13 protein-coding genes and 4 tRNA genes are annotated in these 16,486 nt (G+C 61.2%); 2 read left to right on the top strand and 15 right to left on the bottom strand.

Going from position 1 to position 16,486, the window contains the following annotated elements:
• Positions 1 to 137: 137 nt before the first annotated feature.
• The 9 genes from lon to C4Q27_RS21440 all read right to left on the bottom strand — a co-directional run bounded on the left by lon (position 138) and on the right by C4Q27_RS21440 (position 7,315).
• The gene (gene lon, locus C4Q27_RS21480) at positions 138 to 2,534 is read right to left on the bottom strand and encodes an endopeptidase La (RefSeq protein ID WP_014591679.1); all 2,397 of its coding nucleotides are present in this window, start codon (positions 2,532 to 2,534) and stop codon (positions 138 to 140) included.
• Positions 2,535 to 2,697: 163 nt separating this feature from the next.
• Positions 2,698 to 3,981: an ATP-dependent Clp protease ATP-binding subunit ClpX gene (gene clpX, locus C4Q27_RS21475; RefSeq protein ID WP_003250242.1), complete on the bottom strand. Its 1,284-nt coding sequence runs from the start codon at positions 3,979 to 3,981 to the stop codon at positions 2,698 to 2,700.
• A 108-nt stretch (positions 3,982 to 4,089) separates the two neighbouring features.
• Entirely contained in the window at positions 4,090 to 4,731 is a 642-nt protein-coding gene (clpP, locus tag C4Q27_RS21470; RefSeq protein ID WP_003259400.1) for an ATP-dependent Clp endopeptidase proteolytic subunit ClpP, read from the bottom strand.
• A 91-nt stretch (positions 4,732 to 4,822) separates the two neighbouring features.
• Positions 4,823 to 6,136, bottom strand: a complete 1,314-nt coding sequence (gene tig / locus C4Q27_RS21465; RefSeq protein ID WP_014753846.1) for a trigger factor — start codon at positions 6,134 to 6,136, stop codon at positions 4,823 to 4,825.
• A gap of 248 nt (positions 6,137 to 6,384) precedes the next feature.
• Positions 6,385 to 6,684, bottom strand: a complete 300-nt coding sequence (locus tag C4Q27_RS21460) for a DUF6388 family protein (RefSeq protein ID WP_003250236.1) — start codon at positions 6,682 to 6,684, stop codon at positions 6,385 to 6,387.
• Positions 6,685 to 6,872: 188 nt separating this feature from the next.
• Positions 6,873 to 6,948, bottom strand: a tRNA-His gene (locus C4Q27_RS21455).
• 36 nt (positions 6,949 to 6,984) lie between these two features.
• Positions 6,985 to 7,069: transfer RNA gene (locus tag C4Q27_RS21450), tRNA-Leu, on the bottom strand.
• 52 nt (positions 7,070 to 7,121) lie between these two features.
• A tRNA-His gene (locus tag C4Q27_RS21445) sits at positions 7,122 to 7,197 on the bottom strand.
• A 41-nt stretch (positions 7,198 to 7,238) separates the two neighbouring features.
• Positions 7,239 to 7,315, bottom strand: a tRNA-Arg gene (locus tag C4Q27_RS21440).
• A 269-nt stretch (positions 7,316 to 7,584) separates the two neighbouring features.
• On the opposite strand from C4Q27_RS21440, the gene folD reads away from it, so the two are divergent.
• The gene (gene folD / locus C4Q27_RS21435; RefSeq protein ID WP_003250234.1) at positions 7,585 to 8,439 is read left to right on the top strand and encodes a bifunctional methylenetetrahydrofolate dehydrogenase/methenyltetrahydrofolate cyclohydrolase FolD; all 855 of its coding nucleotides are present in this window, start codon (positions 7,585 to 7,587) and stop codon (positions 8,437 to 8,439) included.
• A gap of 126 nt (positions 8,440 to 8,565) precedes the next feature.
• Here folD and C4Q27_RS21430 read toward each other — a convergent pair whose 3' ends face one another.
• From C4Q27_RS21430 to C4Q27_RS21405, 6 genes are read right to left on the bottom strand one after another with little or no spacing between them, the layout of a single operon-like run.
• Positions 8,566 to 10,305, bottom strand: coding sequence for an ABC transporter substrate-binding protein (locus C4Q27_RS21430; RefSeq protein WP_003250232.1), 1,740 nt, complete (start codon positions 10,303 to 10,305; stop codon positions 8,566 to 8,568).
• A 39-nt stretch (positions 10,306 to 10,344) separates the two neighbouring features.
• Positions 10,345 to 10,617: a DUF2160 domain-containing protein gene (locus tag C4Q27_RS21425; RefSeq protein WP_003250230.1), complete on the bottom strand. Its 273-nt coding sequence runs from the start codon at positions 10,615 to 10,617 to the stop codon at positions 10,345 to 10,347.
• Positions 10,618 to 10,629: 12 nt separating this feature from the next.
• On the bottom strand, positions 10,630 to 11,430 hold the full coding sequence (locus tag C4Q27_RS21420; protein WP_104887337.1) for a carbohydrate ABC transporter permease: 801 nt from the start codon (positions 11,428 to 11,430) through the stop codon (positions 10,630 to 10,632).
• Positions 11,431 to 11,433: 3 nt separating this feature from the next.
• Positions 11,434 to 12,300, bottom strand: a complete 867-nt coding sequence (locus tag C4Q27_RS21415) for a carbohydrate ABC transporter permease (RefSeq protein ID WP_003250226.1) — start codon at positions 12,298 to 12,300, stop codon at positions 11,434 to 11,436.
• Positions 12,297 to 13,394, bottom strand: coding sequence for an ABC transporter ATP-binding protein (locus tag C4Q27_RS21410; RefSeq protein ID WP_104887336.1), 1,098 nt, complete (start codon positions 13,392 to 13,394; stop codon positions 12,297 to 12,299). Before C4Q27_RS21410 ends, C4Q27_RS21415 begins: the two co-directional genes overlap by 4 nt.
• On the bottom strand, positions 13,394 to 14,488 hold the full coding sequence (locus C4Q27_RS21405) for an ABC transporter ATP-binding protein (RefSeq protein ID WP_014591686.1): 1,095 nt from the start codon (positions 14,486 to 14,488) through the stop codon (positions 13,394 to 13,396). Before C4Q27_RS21405 ends, C4Q27_RS21410 begins: the two co-directional genes overlap by 1 nt.
• Before the next feature lie 223 nt (positions 14,489 to 14,711).
• Between C4Q27_RS21405 and C4Q27_RS21400 the strand changes: the two genes are divergently transcribed.
• Positions 14,712 to 16,460 (top strand): sigma-54-dependent Fis family transcriptional regulator, encoded by a 1,749-nt coding sequence (locus C4Q27_RS21400; RefSeq protein WP_104887335.1) that lies wholly within the window; start codon positions 14,712 to 14,714, stop codon positions 16,458 to 16,460.
• Positions 16,461 to 16,486 lie beyond the last annotated feature (26 nt).

Below are 16,486 nucleotides of genomic sequence, written 5' to 3'. Positions count from 1 at the left end.
TTCTCTATTGAGTTTGTTTCTAAGTATGTAATGAAAAGCTTATGAAACGTGTGCTGGGAGGCATGGCGACAATAACGTGCCGCTTTATAGCAAGGCGCCGAAAATACTGTCAAGGAAAGCCCCCCAGCCAAAAACTACTAATGCGTGCTGATTCTTTCCTTAGCATCGCCGTCGCGCTTCTCGTCTTTCGCGACAATCTCCGGAGCCACATCTGGCAAGGGCTCCGGGGCGTATTGCAGCGCAATTTGCAGGACTTCGTCAATCCATTTGACCGGTTTGATCTGAAGATCCTGTTTGATATTTTCAGGAATCTCCTTGAGATCGCGAACATTTTCCTCGGGAATGATCACCGTCTTGATCCCGCCACGGTGTGCCGCCAGCAGTTTTTCCTTCAGCCCGCCAATGGCCAATACCTGGCCACGCAAGGTGATTTCGCCGGTCATGGCCACATCGGCACGTACCGGAATCTGCGTCAGCGCCGACACCAGTGCGGTGCACATTCCGATACCGGCACTCGGGCCGTCCTTCGGCGTGGCGCCTTCAGGCATGTGGATGTGCACGTCATGCTTCTCGTGGAAGTCGGCGGCAATCCCCAGGCTGCGGGCGCGGCTGCGCACCACGGTCTGCGCGGCGGTAATCGACTCGACCATGACATCGCCCAGCGAGCCGGTCTTGATCAACTGGCCCTTGCCGGGGATGACCACGGCCTCGATGGTCAGCAACTCGCCGCCCACCTGGGTCCAGGCCAGGCCGGTTACCTGGCCGATCTGGTCCTGCTGCTCGGCCAGGCCATAGCGGAACTTGCGCACGCCCAGCAGGTGCTCCAGCTGCTCGCTGGCCACCTTGACCTTGACCTGCTTCTGCCCGGTATGTTCCTTGACCACCTTGCGGCAGACCTTGGCAATTTGCCGCTCCAGACCCCGCACACCGGCTTCACGGGTGTAGTAGCGGATGATGTCGCGAATCGCCGAGACGTCGACTTCCAGCTCTTCTTTCTTCAAGCCGTTGGCCTTGACCTGCTTGGGCACCAGGTACTTGACCGCGATGTTGATCTTTTCGTCCTCGGTGTAGCCAGGCAGACGGATGACTTCCATCCGGTCCAGCAGCGCCGGCGGGATGTTCATCGAGTTCGAGGTGCACAGGAACATCACGTCCGAGAGGTCGTAGTCGACCTCCAGGTAGTGGTCGTTGAAGTTGTGGTTCTGCTCAGGGTCGAGCACTTCCAGCAGTGCCGAGGCTGGGTCGCCGCGCATGTCGCTGCCCATCTTGTCGATTTCGTCGAGCAGGAACAACGGGTTGCGCACACCCACCTTGGTCATCTTCTGGATCAGGCGACCCGGCATGGAGCCGATGTAGGTACGGCGGTGGCCACGGATCTCGGCCTCGTCACGCACGCCACCCAGGGCCATGCGCACGAACTTGCGGTTGGTGGCGGCAGCGATCGACTCGGCCAGCGAGGTCTTGCCGACGCCGGGTGGCCCGACCAGGCACAGCACCGGACCGCGGATCTTCTTGACGCGCTTCTGCACGGCAAGGTACTCGAGGATGCGTTCCTTGACCTCTTCCAGGCCATAGTGGTCGGCATCGAGGATTTCCTCGGCCTTGGCCAGGTCCAGACGCACCTTGCTCTGAGCCTTCCACGGCACCTGCACCAACCAGTCGAGGTACGAGCGCACCACGGTAGCTTCGGCCGACATCGGAGACATTTGCTTGAGCTTGTTCAGCTCCGCCTGAGCCTTGGCCAAGGCATCCTTAGGGAGACCTGCGGCTTCGATGCGCTTCTTCAGCTCTTCGACTTCATTGTGGCCTTCGTCACCATCGCCAAGTTCTTTCTGAATGGCCTTCATCTGCTCATTCAGGTAGTACTCGCGCTGGCTGCGCTCCATCTGCTTCTTGACCCGGCCGCGAATGCGCTTTTCGACCTGCAGGAGGTCGATTTCGGCATCCAGCAGTGCCAGCACGTGCTCGACACGGGTAGTCAAGTCGACGATTTCAAGAATTTCCTGCTTCTGCTCGATCTTCAGGGCCATGTGCGCGGCCATGGTGTCGACCAGGCGCCCTGGCTCGTCGATGCTGTTCAGCGAAGAAAGCACTTCGGCAGGCACCTTCTTGCCCAGCTGAACGTACTGTTCGAACTGCGACAGCAGCGTGCGCACGAACACTTCCGACTCGCGCTCGGCAGTGTCGGTTTCGTCGATCAGGGAGACTTCGGCACGGATGTGCCCATCAACTTCGGAGAAGCGCTCGACCGCACCACGCTGCTCGCCTTCGACCAGCACCTTGACGGTGCCATCAGGCAGCTTCAGCAGTTGCAGCACGGTGGCAACGGTACCGACGCGGTACAGGGCGTCCTCGCCCGGATCGTCGTCGGCTGGATTCTTCTGGGCCAGCAGAAGGATCTGCTTTTCGCCCGTCATCGCCGCCTCGAGGGCTTCGATGGACTTTTCGCGCCCCACGAACAGCGGGATAACCATGTGCGGGTAAACAACGACATCGCGCAATGGCAAAAGAGGCAAGTCGAGGGTGGTCTTCATGATTTCGCCTCTACAGCGGCCTTATGGCCGGAAACCGGTGGAAATGATGCTTGGACCTAATGTGGGGGCACGCTTGGGAAATTACAAGCGCTTGTACAGGAAAAGCAGAAAGGGGCCCGTAGGCCCCCTCTTGCTTGCAACCGAGAACCGGCCATTGCCTGAATCAGGCGTCTGGCGCGGCCTTGGCTTGCGGTTCGCTGTTTTCGTAGATCATCAGCGGCTGCGAGGTGCCCTCGATGACGCTCTCGTCGATAACCACCTTGCTGACATCCTTTTTCGAAGGAATCTCATACATGGTATCGAGCAGCACGCCTTCGAGGATCGAGCGCAGGCCACGAGCGCCAGTCTTGCGCTCCAGGGCCTTGCGTGCAACGGCCTTGAGCGCATCGCTGCGGAACTCGAGGTCGACGCTTTCCATCTCGAACAGCTTGGCATACTGCTTGGTCAGGGCATTCTTCGGCTCGGTGAGGATCTGCATCAACGCAGCCTCATCCAGCTCGTCAAGGGTAGCCAGTACCGGCAGACGGCCGACGAATTCCGGAATCAGGCCAAACTTGACCAGATCGTCCGGCTCGACCTCACGCAGGGACTCGCCAACCTTCTTGCCCTCTTCCTTGCTGCGCACTTCGGCACCAAAACCGATGCCACCTTTGGTGGAACGGTTCTGGATGACCTTTTCCAGGCCCGAGAACGCACCACCGCAGATGAACAGGATGTTGCGGGTATCAACCTGCAGGAATTCCTGTTGCGGGTGCTTGCGGCCGCCCTGCGGCGGAACCGAGGCCACGGTGCCCTCGATCAGTTTCAGCAGCGCCTGCTGCACGCCCTCACCGGAAACATCACGGGTAATGGACGGGTTGTCGGACTTGCGCGAAATCTTGTCAATTTCGTCGATGTAGACAATGCCCATCTGGGCCTTTTCCACGTCGTAGTCGCACTTCTGCAACAGCTTCTGGATGATGTTCTCGACGTCCTCACCCACATAACCGGCTTCGGTCAGGGTGGTGGCGTCAGCAATGGTGAACGGTACGTTCAACAGGCGTGCCAGGGTTTCGGCGAGCAGGGTCTTGCCCGAGCCGGTCGGCCCGATAAGCAGGATGTTGCTCTTGCCCAGTTCGACTTCGTCACCCTTCTTGTCACGCTGGTTCAGGCGCTTGTAGTGGTTGTACACCGCTACGGCCAGCACCTTCTTTGCGCGCTCCTGACCAATGACGTACTGGTCAAGGATGCCGCTGATTTCTTTCGGCGAAGGCAATTTGTGCGCGCTGCTCTCGGCCTGGGCTTCCTGCACCTCCTCTCGGATGATGTCGTTGCACAGGTCGACGCACTCGTCGCAGATAAATACCGAGGGCCCGGCAATCAGTTTGCGCACTTCGTGCTGGCTTTTGCCGCAGAAGGAGCAATAAAGCAATTTGCCGCTGTCCTCGCCGTTACGGGTGTCAGTCATTCGATCGATCCAATCCGGTAGGCTTGCAACACAAGATGAAGGCAATTGCGGGCTTTTTCAAGTCCGCAGGTAGGCGCTTTCGACGCCCACCTGCTCTGACCCCCCGGTTCAGGAGGCCAGTTGCCGCTTGTCGTAGACCGAGTCGATCAGGCCGTACTCGGCTGCGCGCGAGGCGCTCATGAAGTTGTCACGCTCGGTGTCACGCTTGATGGTCTCGAGGTCCTGGCCGGTGTGATAGGCCAGCAGCTCGTTCAGACGGGCCTTGATATTGAGAATTTCCTGGGCGTGGATCTCGATATCGGTGGCCTGACCCTGGAAGCCGCCCAGCGGCTGGTGGATCATCACGCGCGAGTTAGGCAGGCAATGACGCTTGCCCTTGGCACCTGCCGCCAGCAGGAAGGCGCCCATGCTGCAGGCCTGGCCGATGCAGATGGTCGAAACGTCCGGCTTGATGAACTGCATGGTGTCGTAGATCGACATGCCGGCGGTGACGGAACCGCCCGGCGAGTTGATGTACAGATGGATATCCTTGTCCGGGTTTTCCGCCTCAAGGAACAGCAGTTGCGCAACGACGAGGTTGGCCATGTAGTCCTCTACCGGGCCAACCAGGAAGATCACACGCTCCTTCAACAGGCGCGAGTAGATGTCGTAAGCGCGTTCGCCACGGGCGGACTGCTCGATAACCATCGGGACCAGGCCGCCTGCGGCCTGGATGTCAGAGCTCTGCTGAATATAAGAATTGCGGGACATGTCCTGCGCTCACTCCCAAATAGTCATGGCTTGAATACGCACAAGCCAGCTCGAAGGCTGGCTTGTGGAGGTTTCCTACGAGAGAAGCCCGTTACTCAGCAGCGGCAGGAGCCTCGGCTGGTTTAACAGCTTCTTCGTACGAGACCGACTTGTCGGTCACAGTCGCTTTCTGCAGAACAGTATCTACAACTTGTTCTTCCAGCACAACCGAACGCACTTCGTTCAGTTGCTGGTCATTCTTGTAGTACCAGGCGATGACCTGCTCAGGCTCCTGGTAAGCCGACGCCATTTCTTCGATCATCTCGCGAACCTTGGCGTCGTCCGGCTTCAGCTCGAACTGCTTGACCACTTCGGCCACGATCAGACCCAGCACGACGCGGCGCTTGGCTTGCTCTTCGAACAGCTCGACTGGCAGCTGCTCAGGCTTGATGTTGCCACCAAACTGCTGAACAGCCTGCACGCGCAGACGGTTGACTTCGTTTTCCAGCAGGGCCTTTGGCACTTCGATCGGGTTGGCGGCCAGCAGACCGTCCATGACCTGGTTCTTGACCTTGGTCTTGATCGCCTGACGCAGCTCACGCTCCATGTTCTTGCGAACTTCGGCGCGGAAGCCTTCCAGCGTCGATTCCTTGATGCCGAACTGGGCGAAGAACTCTTCGTTCAGTTCTGGCAGTACAGGTGCCGAAACGCTGTTGACGGTGATGGTGAACTCAGCGGCTTTGCCAGCCAGGTCCAGGTTCTGGTAGTCCTCTGGGAAGGTCACGTTGACAACGCGCTCTTCGCCAGCCTTGGCGCCTACCAGACCTTCTTCGAAGCCTGGGATCATGCGGCCGGAGCCCAGCACCAGCAGGGTGCCCTTGGCCGAACCACCGGCAAACGCTTCACCGTCGACCTTGCCGACGAAGTCGATGTTGACCTGGTCGTCGTTCTGCGCAGCGCGCTCGACGGCCTCGAAGCGGGTGTTCTGCTTGCGCAGCACTTCCAGCATGTTGTCCAGGTCACTGTCAGCCACTTCGGCGCTCAGGCGCTCGACCTTGATCGACTCGAGGCCCGCAACAGTGAACTCAGGGAACACTTCGAAGATGGCGACGAACTCCAGATCCTTGCCCTTTTCGAAGGACTTGGGCTCTACAGCCGGGGCGCCAGCCGGGTTCAGCTTCTGCTCGACGATGGCTTCGTAGAAGGAGGCCTGGACCAGGTCACCGAAAGCCTCTTGACGGGCGTCCGCCTCGAAACGCTGACGGATCACGGTCATCGGTACTTTACCAGGACGGAAGCCCGCAATCTTGGCGCGCTTGGCAGTCTGCTGCAGACGCTTGTTGACTTCGTTCTCGACGCGCTCGGCCGGAACGGCGATGGTCATGCGGCGCTCGAGAGCGGAAGTGTTTTCAACAGAAACTTGCATGGATATTCCTCGTTGCACAGACGTTAGCCGGCGTTAGCCCGACTCCAGAATCAAGGGCAAACATTCTAGTGAGTCACGCAGCAGAAGTCACCCCACACGGGACGACTGAAAACAACGCCGGTCGATTAACTTTCAAGGCCCGCACGGCACAGCGCCAGGCCTGCTTCCAACAGGGGCTGCGCGGCGCCGGGGGCGGCCTGCAGCCGAAATACTTTGTCAAACAACTACCCGCAACGCATTTGCCTCCTTTATTGAGGATCAATGTCGTTGAACTGGCAGTATTCCTCCCATTCCAGCCCCAACGCCTCGGCCACTTCACGGTGCGTTTCCAGGCGCATGGCCTGCAGCTGCTCCGGGGACTCGGCAATCAATTGCAGCGCCAGCTCCCAAGGCTCAATACCCTGCTCCTCGGCGGCATCCTCGAACGCCCACTCGATTTGCTGGGCCTGCTCACGCGCATCCAGCTCGCGGATCTCCTCGAGCAACTGCGGATTGGCTTCGGCAAAGCGCTGCAGCGCCAGGGCCTGACGGGCTTCTTTTGCAATCATCGTGGTGTCCTTTGCCGGCCAAACGGGCCGGTGTTTCAACCGGCTGAAATCTAACAGCTTTTATTGGGGTGCCACCAGTGGATTACAAGGGGCAGGAGGTGTTTTGGCTGGGGCGCGGCTCATCACCGCTACGCAGACCCAAAACAAAAAGGCGCCCGATCTCACGATCAAGGCGCCTTTCAGGAATATGGGGTGGACGATGGGAATCGAACCCACGACAACTGGAATCACAATCCAGCGCTCTACCAACTGAGCTACGCCCACCATATTGCGGTCTTGCGGTACAACCTTACAGAAGCATGGTGCGGACGAAGAGACTCGAACTCTTACAGCTTGCGCCGCTGGAACCTAAATCCAGTGTGTCTACCAATTTCACCACGTCCGCGTAACGCTTAAAACAAAGGCGCCAGATGCTATCGAGGCGCCCTTGAAAAATATGGGGTGGACGATGGGAATCGAACCCACGACAACTGGAATCACAATCCAGCGCTCTACCAACTGAGCTACGCCCACCATATTGCATTACAGCCTACTTGCTTGCCAAAGCTGCCTAATGGCGCACCCGGCAGGACTCGAACCTGCGACCATCCGCTTAGAAGGCGGATGCTCTATCCAGCTGAGCTACGGGCGCTTAAGCTTGAAGCCTAACCGAACGAGACGCTAACAAGGAACTGTTAAACCACTCATTCTGCCCGACTTAGCCAACCAGTGCTAGGCTGTGCCCGACAAGTGCGGCGAATCTTATAGTCGACCCCGAAAGTCGTCAACACCTTTTTCGAAAAAATTTAAATTATTTAAGGGGTTAGAGGATTTGCCCGACCACCCGCCTTTGCCCTTGGCCCATGTCGTGCGAGAATGCACGTTCTTTATTGTTCCTTCTCGATGGTTAATCACGCGTCTATGACTGCACACCTAATCGATGGCAAGGCTATCGCCGCCAGCCTGCGCCAGCAGATCGCTCAACGTGTCGTGGAGCGTCGCCAGCAAGGCCTGCGTACGCCGGGCCTGGCAGTGATCCTGGTCGGCACCGACCCCGCCTCCCAAGTCTATGTCTCGCACAAGCGCAAGGACTGCGAAGAGGTCGGCTTCATTTCGCAGGCTTTCGACCTGCCCAGCGAGACCACGCAACAAGCCCTGACCGAGCTGATCGACCGTCTCAATGACGACCCGGCCGTCGACGGCATCCTGCTGCAACTGCCGCTGCCGGCACACCTGGACGCCTCTTTGCTGCTCGAGCGCATTCGCCCGGACAAGGATGTGGACGGCTTCCATCCGTACAACATCGGCCGCCTGGCCCAGCGTATTCCACTGCTGCGCCCGTGCACACCGAAAGGCATCATGACCCTGCTGGAAAGCACCGGCCAGGACCTGTACGGCATGAACGCGGTGATCGTCGGCGCGTCCAACATCGTTGGCCGCCCGATGGCCATGGAACTGCTGCTGGCCGGCTGCACCGTGACCGTCTGCCACCGCTTCACCAAGGACCTGGCCGGCCACGTCGGGCGTGCCGACCTGGTGGTCGTGGCTGCCGGCAAGCCGGGCCTGGTCAAGGGTGAGTGGGTCAAGGAAGGCGCCATCGTCATCGACGTGGGCATCAACCGCCAGGAAGACGGCAAGCTGGTCGGCGACGTGGTCTACGAGACTGCCCTGCCCCGCGCCGGCTGGATCACACCGGTGCCGGGCGGCGTCGGGCCGATGACCCGGGCGTGCCTGCTGGAGAACACGCTGTATGCGGCAGAAGAGCTGCACAAGTAATACCGCGTGATGCGAAAACGGCACCTTTGCAGGTGCCGTTTTTTTTGCCCGTGACTAATGGACTCTTCGCGAGCGAGCGGTTGCACGGCCCGCGCGGTCGGTGAAACCACCCCGGCGTTCAGCCGATCACTTCCTGGCCGCCTCCCAGGACTTCAGCAGTTCGTTGTAGCTGACTGTCTCGCCCATGGGCTTTTCGTTGGCCAGCTTGGCTTTCGGCGCACCCGGCTGGTCGAACCAGTACTGGGCGTCCTTCTCCGGATTCAACTTGGGTGCACACGTCGCCTGGGCATTGGAGCGTTGCAGGCGCTCCATCATGCGGTCCTGGTCGCGGGCCAGCCCATCCAGGGCTTCCTGCGGGGTCTTTTCGCCACTGGCGACTTCGGCGATATGGCTCCACCACAATTGCGCCAACCGCGGGTAGTCCGGCACGTTGGTGCCGGTCGGCGTCCACTGCACCCGCGCCGGGCTGCGATAGAACTCCACCAGCCCACCGAGCTTGGGCGCCAACTCGGTCATGGCCTGGGAGTTGATGTCCGACTCACGAATCGGCGTCAGGCCGACGATGGTCTTTTTCAGCGATACGGTCTTTGAGGTGACGAACTGGGCGTACAGCCACGCCGCCAAGCGTTGCTTCTCGGGGGTGGACTTGAAGAAGGTCCACGAGCCAGTGTCCTGGTAGCCGAGTTTCATACCCTCTTCCCAGTAAGGCCCCTTCGGTGAAGGCGCCATGCGCCACTTCGGCGTGCCGTCGGCATTCACAACGGGCAAGCCGGGCTTCGTCATGTCGGCGGTGAACGCGGTGTACCAGAATATCTGCTGGGCAATGTTGCCTTGCGCCGGCACAGGGCCGGCTTCGGAGAATGTCATGCCCTGCGCTTCCTTGGGCGCGTAGGCACGCATCCAGTCCACGTATTTCTGCGTGGCATAGACAGCGGCCGGCCCATTGGTATCGCCGCCGCGGGTCACGCTGGAACCCACCGGATGGCAGTCCTCCACGCGAATGCCCCATTCATCGACCGGCAAACCATTGGGCAGGCCCTTGTCGCCGCCGCCGGCCATCGAGAACCAGGCATCGGTGAAGCGCCAGCCCAGTGACGGGTCTTTCTTTCCGTAGTCCATGTGCCCGTAGACGCGCTTGCCGTCGATCTCCTTGACGTCTTCGGTGAAGAACTTGGCAATGTCCTCGTACGCCGACCAGTTCACTGGCACCCCCAGTTCATAGCCGTACTTCTCTTTGAACCTGGCCTTTAACTCCGGCCGTTCGAACCAGTCGGCGCGGAACCAGTACAGGTTGGCGAACTGCTGGTCGGGCAGTTGGTAGACCTTGCCATCGGGCGCGGTGGTGAAGGAAATACCGATGAAGTCCTTCAGGTCGAGGGTCGGCGAAGTATAGGCTTTGCCCTCGTTGGCCATCAGGTCGGTGATCGATTCCACTTTGCCGTAGCGAAAGTGCGTACCGATCAGGTCGGAGTCGTTGACCCAGCCGTCATAGATGTTCTTGTCCGACTGCATCTGCGTCTGCAGTTTTTCCACCACGTCGCCTTCCTGCAGCAGGTCGTGGGTCAGCTGGATGCCGGTGATCTCACTGAAAGCCTTGGCCAGCACCTTGGATTCGTATTCATGGGTGGTGATGGTTTCCGACACAACGTTGATCTTCATCCCGCGAAACGGCTCGGCTGCCTTGATGAACCACTGCAATTCGGCCAACTGCTGTTCGGGGGTAAGGGTCGAAGGCTTGAACTCGCTGCCGATCCATTTCTTTGCCGCCTCTTCGTACTGGTCGGCCCAGGCTGTGCCTTGCACGCTGGCCAGTACCAGCAACGCGGCCAGGGTCAAATGTCGCCTGTTGTGTTTGTTGTCGAACATTGTGATCTCCCGTTTCAGTTATCCCACAGGGCCGCTCGCTCAGCCCCAGCGCAACACCACCGCCAGCCACGCCAGCGACAGCAGCGAGGCCACCCACAACGGCCAGTCGCTGACACCGACCACCAGCAGGTGCAGGTAGGCGCTGGCCAGCAGGCCGATGAACAAACGGTCACCACGGCTGGTGACCAGCGGCAAAAAGCCCCGTCGCTCTACGCAGGGGCGACGCAGCTCAAGCAGGGTCATGCCCAGCAGCAACAGGCCCACAGCGGCGAAGAACAGCGCTGTCGGCAGGGTCCAGGCCATCCACTCCATGCGTTGCCCTCCTCACACCCGGCCCAGGGCGAAGCCCTTGGCCACATGATTGCGCACGAACCAGATCACCAGCATGCCCGGCAAGATGGTCAGCACCCCCGCCGCCGCCAGCACACCCCAGTCAATGCCCGATGCCGACACCGTGCGGGTCATCACCGCGGCAATCGGCTTGGCATTCACCGAGGTCAGGGTGCGCGCCAGCAGCAGTTCGACCCAAGAGAACATGAAACAGAAAAACGCCGTGACGCCGATGCCGGAGCCAATCAGCGGAATGAAGATCTTCACGAAGAAGCGCGGAAAACTGTAGCCGTCGATGTAGGCGGTTTCGTCGATTTCCCTTGGTACGCCCGACATGAAACCCTCCAGGATCCACACCGCCAGCGGTACGTTGAACAGGCAATGGGCCAGCGCCACGGCAATGTGGGTATCGAACAGCCCGATCGACGAGTACAACTGGAAGAACGGCAGCAGAAACACCGCCGGTGGCGCCATGCGGTTGGTCAGCAGCCAGAAGAACAGGTGGCGGTCGCCAGGAAAGCGGTAGCGCGAGAAGGCATAGGCCGCGGGCAACGCCACGAGCAGTGAAATCAGCGTGTTCAGGCACACGTAGTACAGCGAGTTGATGTAGCCGCTGTACCAGCTGGCGTCGGTGAAGATCACTCGGTAGTTGTCGAGCGTGAACGCCTGCGGCCACAGGGTCAGGCCGCCAAGGATCTCGGCGTTGCTCTTGAACGACATGTTCAGCAACCAGTAGATCGGCACCAGCAGGAAGAAGAAGTACAGCAGCAGGGCCATTGATTTGCGTGTGCTCATGGCCTAGTCCTTGTCGGCATGGGTCATGGCTGTGTAGAACAGCCACGACACCAGCAGGATGATCAGGAAGTACACCAGTGAAAACGCTGCCGCCGGCCCCAGGTCGAACTGCCCTACAGCCATACGCGTGAGGGTCTGGCTGAGGAACGTGGTCGCGTTGCCTGGCCCGCCGCCGGTCAGCACGAACGGCTCGGTGTAGATCATGAAACTGTCCATGAAGCGCAGCATCAACGCGATCACCAGCACGTTCTTGAGCTTGGGCAGCTGGATATGGCGAAACACCGCCCAGCCCGAGGCCCGATCGATGCGCGCGGCCTGGTAGTACACGTCGGGGATCGCACGCAGCCCCGAATAGCACAGCAAAGCCACCAACGAAGTCCAGTGCCACACATCCATCACCAGCACGGTGAGCCAGGCGTCGAACGGGTCACCGGCGTAGTTGTAGCTGACGCCGAGCTTGGCCAGGGAAGCGCCGAGCAGGCCGATGTCGGCACGGCCGAAAATCTGCCAGATAGTGCCGACCACGTTCCACGGGATCAGCAACGGGATAGCCATGACGATCAGGCACACCGAGGCCATGCGGCCTTTGGTTGGCATGGCCAGGGCGATGCCTATACCCAATGGAATTTCGATCAGCAGGACGCAGGCCGAGTAAATGAACTGGCGCAGCAATGCGTCGTGCAGCGCCGGGTCGCGCAGTACCTGGCGGTACCAGTCGGCACCGACGAAGTAGCGGCTGGACTGGTCGAAGATGTCCTGCACCGAGTAGTTGACCACCGTCATCATCGGCACCACCGCGCTGAACGCGACCAGCAGGAACACCGGCAGCACCAGCCACCAGGCCTTGTTGTTCGGCACCTTGTTGTTCATGGCCCGGTCTCCAGCAGCACATCGTCGACGTACAGCATCAGCCACTGCGCCGGCAGGCTGACCCAGGCCTGTTCCACAGGCAACGGGCGGTCCTCGCCCAGCCTCGCCTTGAGCGCGACACCGCCCAGTTCGAGGGTGACGATGCGATAGGTACCCAGGTCTTCGACGTCCAGCACCCGCGCCGGGTAGGCCCCCTCGAACGGGCTGTCCCACAGCTGCACGAACTCCGGGCGAATGCCCACCTGCAGCCGCCCGCCCGCCAGTGAGGCCAGGCGCTCGCACAGGCCATCGGGCAGTACCAGCTGGACATCGCCGAACACCACTGCGCCCGCCTCGGCACGCACGTCGATCAAGTTCATGCCCGGGCTACCGATGAAATAACCGACGAACGTATGCCGCGGTCGCTCGAACAGCTCGCGCGGTGTGCCGAACTGGACGATGCGTCCGCCGTGCATCACCGCGATCTTGTCGGCGAAGGTGGAGGCCTCCAACTGGTCGTGGGTGACGTAGATCATGGTGATGTTGAACTGCTCATGAATCTGCTTCAGCTTGCGCCGCAGCTTCCACTTCAGATGCGGGTCGATCACCGTCAGCGGCTCGTCGAACAGGATCGCCGACACGTCATCGCGCACCAGGCCACGCCCCATGGAGACTTTCTGCTTTTCATCGGCGGTGAGGTTGCGTGCCTTCTTGCGCAACACGGCAGTCAGTTCGAGCACTTCGGCAATTTCTTCCACCCGGGCACGCACCCGGGCTTCATCGAGCCCCTGGTTGCGCAAGGGGAAGGCCAGGTTGTCGAACACCGTCATGGTGTCGTACACCACCGGGAACTGAAACACCTGGGCGATATTGCGCGCCTGCGGGGACAGCTGGTTGACCGGCTTGCCGTCGAACAGCACCTCGCCATGAGACGGCGTCAGCAGCCCGGAAATGATATTGAGCAAGGTCGACTTGCCGCAGCCCGACGGCCCGAGCAACGCATAGGCACCGCCCTGCTCCCACACATGTTCGAGTGCGTGCAGGGCATAGTCTGCCTCGCTGGCGGGCTGGCGGCTGTAACTGTGCGCCAGCTGGCGCAGGCGGATTTCGGCCATCACCCTCTCCTCGCCTGGCGCAGCCCCGGGGCCTGCACCAACACCCCGGCGCTGTCGAAAACGAACAGCTTGTGCGTGGGGATGAACACGCGTATCGGCGTGTCCACCTGGTACTCGTGCACCCCGGGAAGGTGCAGCACCATGCGCCAGTATTCGTTGCGCACATGCAGAAATGTTTCTGACCCACTGATCTCGGCCAACTCCACCAGTACCGCCAGCTCCAGGTCATCGTCGTGGGCCGGCACCAGCGCGATATGACTGGGGCGCACGCCGAAGCGGTAGTCACCCTCGGCCAGCGGCTCCAGGTCGGCATTGCGGGCAAAGTGCACGGTCTGGGCCAGGCTTACCTCGTTACCCGTGATACGGCCAGACACCAAGTTGATCGGCGGCTCGGAAAACAGCTCGGCAGCCAGCACGCTGCTGGGTCGCTGATAGACCTCGGCGGTAGGTCCGCTCTGCACGATACGGCCTTCGTGCACAAGGGTGGTGGTGCCGCCCAGCGCCAGCGCCTCGTTGGGCTCGGTGGTGGCGTACACAGCAATGCAATGGCGCGCCGCGAACAGCTCGCGCAGCTCCTGGCGCAGGCCTTCGCGCAACTTGTAGTCGAGGTTGACCAATGGCTCGTCGAAGAGGATCAACGAGGCATCCTTGACCAGTGCCCTGGCCATCGCCGTGCGTTGCTGCTGGCCACCGGAGAGCTCCAGTGGCAGGCGTTGCAGGTAGGTTTCGATGCGCAGCATCTCGGCAGTTTCCTGCACCCGCCGTCGGATCTGGTCCTCGGCCATGCGCGCCTGGCGCAGCGGTGAGGCGATGTTTTCGTACACGCTCAAGGTCGGGTAATTGATGAATTGCTGATACACCATCGACACATTGCGCTGGCGTACCGGCACACCGGTGACGTCCTGGCCATCCATCAGCACCCGCCCTCGGTCCGGACGGTCCAGCCCGGCCATCAGGCGCATCAGGCTGGTCTTGCCGGCCAGGGTGCGACCCAGCAGCACATTGAACGAGCCGGGCTCGAAACGCAGTGACGCATCGACGATCCACGGCTGGTTGTCGACGCTACGGCTGACCTGCTCCAGCACCAGGGACATGGCGTGGCCTTTTTGTGATTGTTGTCTGCCGGGTACAGCCAGTTCCGTGCCAGTCCGTGCCCGATGCTCTGGTTCGGGGCCTGGGTGGCAGCGCTGGCAAATCGCGGGCTCGCACGTGAACACAATCACTGCACAGCTGGACAGTGGCCAGTTTGACAATGAACAGCCGTGAACAACACTGAACGGCGGTCGACCCATGACAACAATCACACAGGACAGGCCCATGGCCGCATCCACTTCGACCCACACCCAACTGATCCAGGCGTCCTGGGACCGCTGCCGCGCCCACGGCCTGCAGCCGCAGCATGCGCCAGACTTTGACTGCCTGTCCCGCGCCGAGCTCAGTGCCCTGCTGGAGCGGCGCCAAAACCTGCTGCGCCTGACCCGCGAGGAAGTGCTACCGCACTATGCGCACCTCTTGGGTAACGCCAGCTACCTGGTGATGCTGGCCGATGCCAGTGGCTGCCTGCTCGACAGCTGGGGCTCGCGGCGTTTCATCGAACCGCGCCAGCACCATGGTTTCAGCGCCGGCGCCCATTGGCACGAACGTGGCGTCGGTACCAACGCCCTGGGCACCACACTGATTTGCGCCGAAGCGGTTCACGTCGGCCAGGACGAACACTTCCTGCGCCAGAACCGCTACATGTCCAGCGCCGCCGCCCCCCTGTTCGACGCCGCACGGCAGCTGGTCGGGGCGCTCGACGTAGCCAGCGACGGCTACCTGCCGGCCAGCCAGACGCTTGGGCTGGTGCGCATGATGGGCCAGAGCCTGGAGAACCGCCTGATCCTCGCCGAACATGCTGACCAGCATGCACAACTGATCTTCAACAGCGCCTCCGACAACCTCGACAGCCCTTGGGCCGGCTTGCTGGTGTTCGATGAACGCGGGCAGGTGTTGGCCGCCAATCACCGGGCCGATAGCCTGCTTGGCGTAAACCCGCTGCAGCAAAACATCGAGCAACTGTTCCAGTTACCCCTGCAACAGCTGCTCAGCCATCCCCGACAACAGCCCTTCGCTCTGCAGGCCACCGGGCGCAACCGCTTTCACTGCCAGTGGCACCCCCCACGCGAAACCACTCGCCGCCCCGAAGCCGGCAGTACCGAGCCGCGCCTGGATAAAGCCTTGATACAAGCCCGCCTGCTATTGGAAAAGGACATCCCGGTGTTGGTCGAGGGCGAAACAGGCGTAGGCAAAGAAGTGTTCGTCGGCACCCTGCACCGGGCCAGCAGCCGCGCCAGGCAGCCGCTGGTCGCCGTAAACTGTGCGGCGATCCCGGCCGAACTGGTGGAGTCGGAACTGTTCGGCTATGACAAAGGCGCGTTCACCGGCGCCCACCACAAGGGCAACCCGGGGCTGATCCGCAAGGCCGACCACGGCATCCTGTTTCTGGATGAGATTGGCGACATGCCACTGCCCACCCAGGCCCGCCTGCTGCGCGTACTGCAGTCGCGCAGCATCCAGCCGCTGGGCAGTGGCGAACCGGTGCCGGTGGATATCCGCGTGGTGTCGGCGAGCAATCGCAACCTGGCCGAAGAAGTGCGCGCCGGGCGCTTTCGCCAGGACCTGTACTACCGCATCGCCGGCCTGACGCTGGTGCTGCCCCCCCTGCGCGAACGCGCTGACCGGCGCCAGCTGATTGAGCAGGTGCATGCCCGCTACCGCGAGCCCGGGCAACCTGCGCGGCTGCCCCCGGCCATTATCGACCTGTTCGATCAACACCCCTGGCCGGGCAACCTGCGCGAACTGGTGAGCGTGCTACAGGTCGCGTTGGCCCTGGCGGCCAACGGGCCGGTCGGCGTCGAACACCTTCCTGCGGGTTTTCTGGCCGAGTCGAAAACACCGGTGCCGATAGCGACTGAAGAGACGGACCTGCAGAGCCTGGTCGAGCAAGCCAATGGCAACCTGTCGGCGGTGGCCCGCCGACTGGGTATCAGCCGCACCACACTGTACAAGCGGTTGCGTGGGCGATGAATCGATTGGCCCTGAAGCGCCGCACA

Source organism: Pseudomonas sp. SWI36, assembly GCF_002948105.1.
GTDB classification, from domain to species: Bacteria; Pseudomonadota; Gammaproteobacteria; order Pseudomonadales; family Pseudomonadaceae; genus Aquipseudomonas; species Aquipseudomonas alloputida.
The sequence above is the reverse complement of the archived record's forward strand: the minus strand, read 5'-3'. Positions and strand labels throughout refer to the sequence as shown.

Coding starts and splice junctions, on each gene's coding strand:
- C4Q27_RS21415 (WP_003250226.1), bottom strand. CDS start 12,300: ATGAACAACAAGGTGCCGAACAACAAGGCCTGGTGGCTGGTGCTGCCG.
- clpP (WP_003259400.1), bottom strand. CDS start 4,731: ATGTCCCGCAATTCTTATATTCAGCAGAGCTCTGACATCCAGGCCGCA.
- C4Q27_RS21460 (WP_003250236.1), bottom strand. CDS start 6,684: ATGATTGCAAAAGAAGCCCGTCAGGCCCTGGCGCTGCAGCGCTTTGCC.
- C4Q27_RS21425 (WP_003250230.1), bottom strand. CDS start 10,617: ATGGAGTGGATGGCCTGGACCCTGCCGACAGCGCTGTTCTTCGCCGCT.
- C4Q27_RS21430 (WP_003250232.1), bottom strand. CDS start 10,305: ATGTTCGACAACAAACACAACAGGCGACATTTGACCCTGGCCGCGTTG.
- tig (WP_014753846.1), bottom strand. CDS start 6,136: ATGCAAGTTTCTGTTGAAAACACTTCCGCTCTCGAGCGCCGCATGACC.
- C4Q27_RS21400 (WP_104887335.1), top strand. CDS start 14,712: ATGGCCGCATCCACTTCGACCCACACCCAACTGATCCAGGCGTCCTGG.
- C4Q27_RS21420 (WP_104887337.1), bottom strand. CDS start 11,430: ATGAGCACACGCAAATCAATGGCCCTGCTGCTGTACTTCTTCTTCCTG.
- C4Q27_RS21410 (WP_104887336.1), bottom strand. CDS start 13,394: ATGGCCGAAATCCGCCTGCGCCAGCTGGCGCACAGTTACAGCCGCCAG.
- C4Q27_RS21405 (WP_014591686.1), bottom strand. CDS start 14,488: ATGTCCCTGGTGCTGGAGCAGGTCAGCCGTAGCGTCGACAACCAGCCG.
- folD (WP_003250234.1), top strand. CDS start 7,585: ATGACTGCACACCTAATCGATGGCAAGGCTATCGCCGCCAGCCTGCGC.
- clpX (WP_003250242.1), bottom strand. CDS start 3,981: ATGACTGACACCCGTAACGGCGAGGACAGCGGCAAATTGCTTTATTGC.
- lon (WP_014591679.1), bottom strand. CDS start 2,534: ATGAAGACCACCCTCGACTTGCCTCTTTTGCCATTGCGCGATGTCGTT.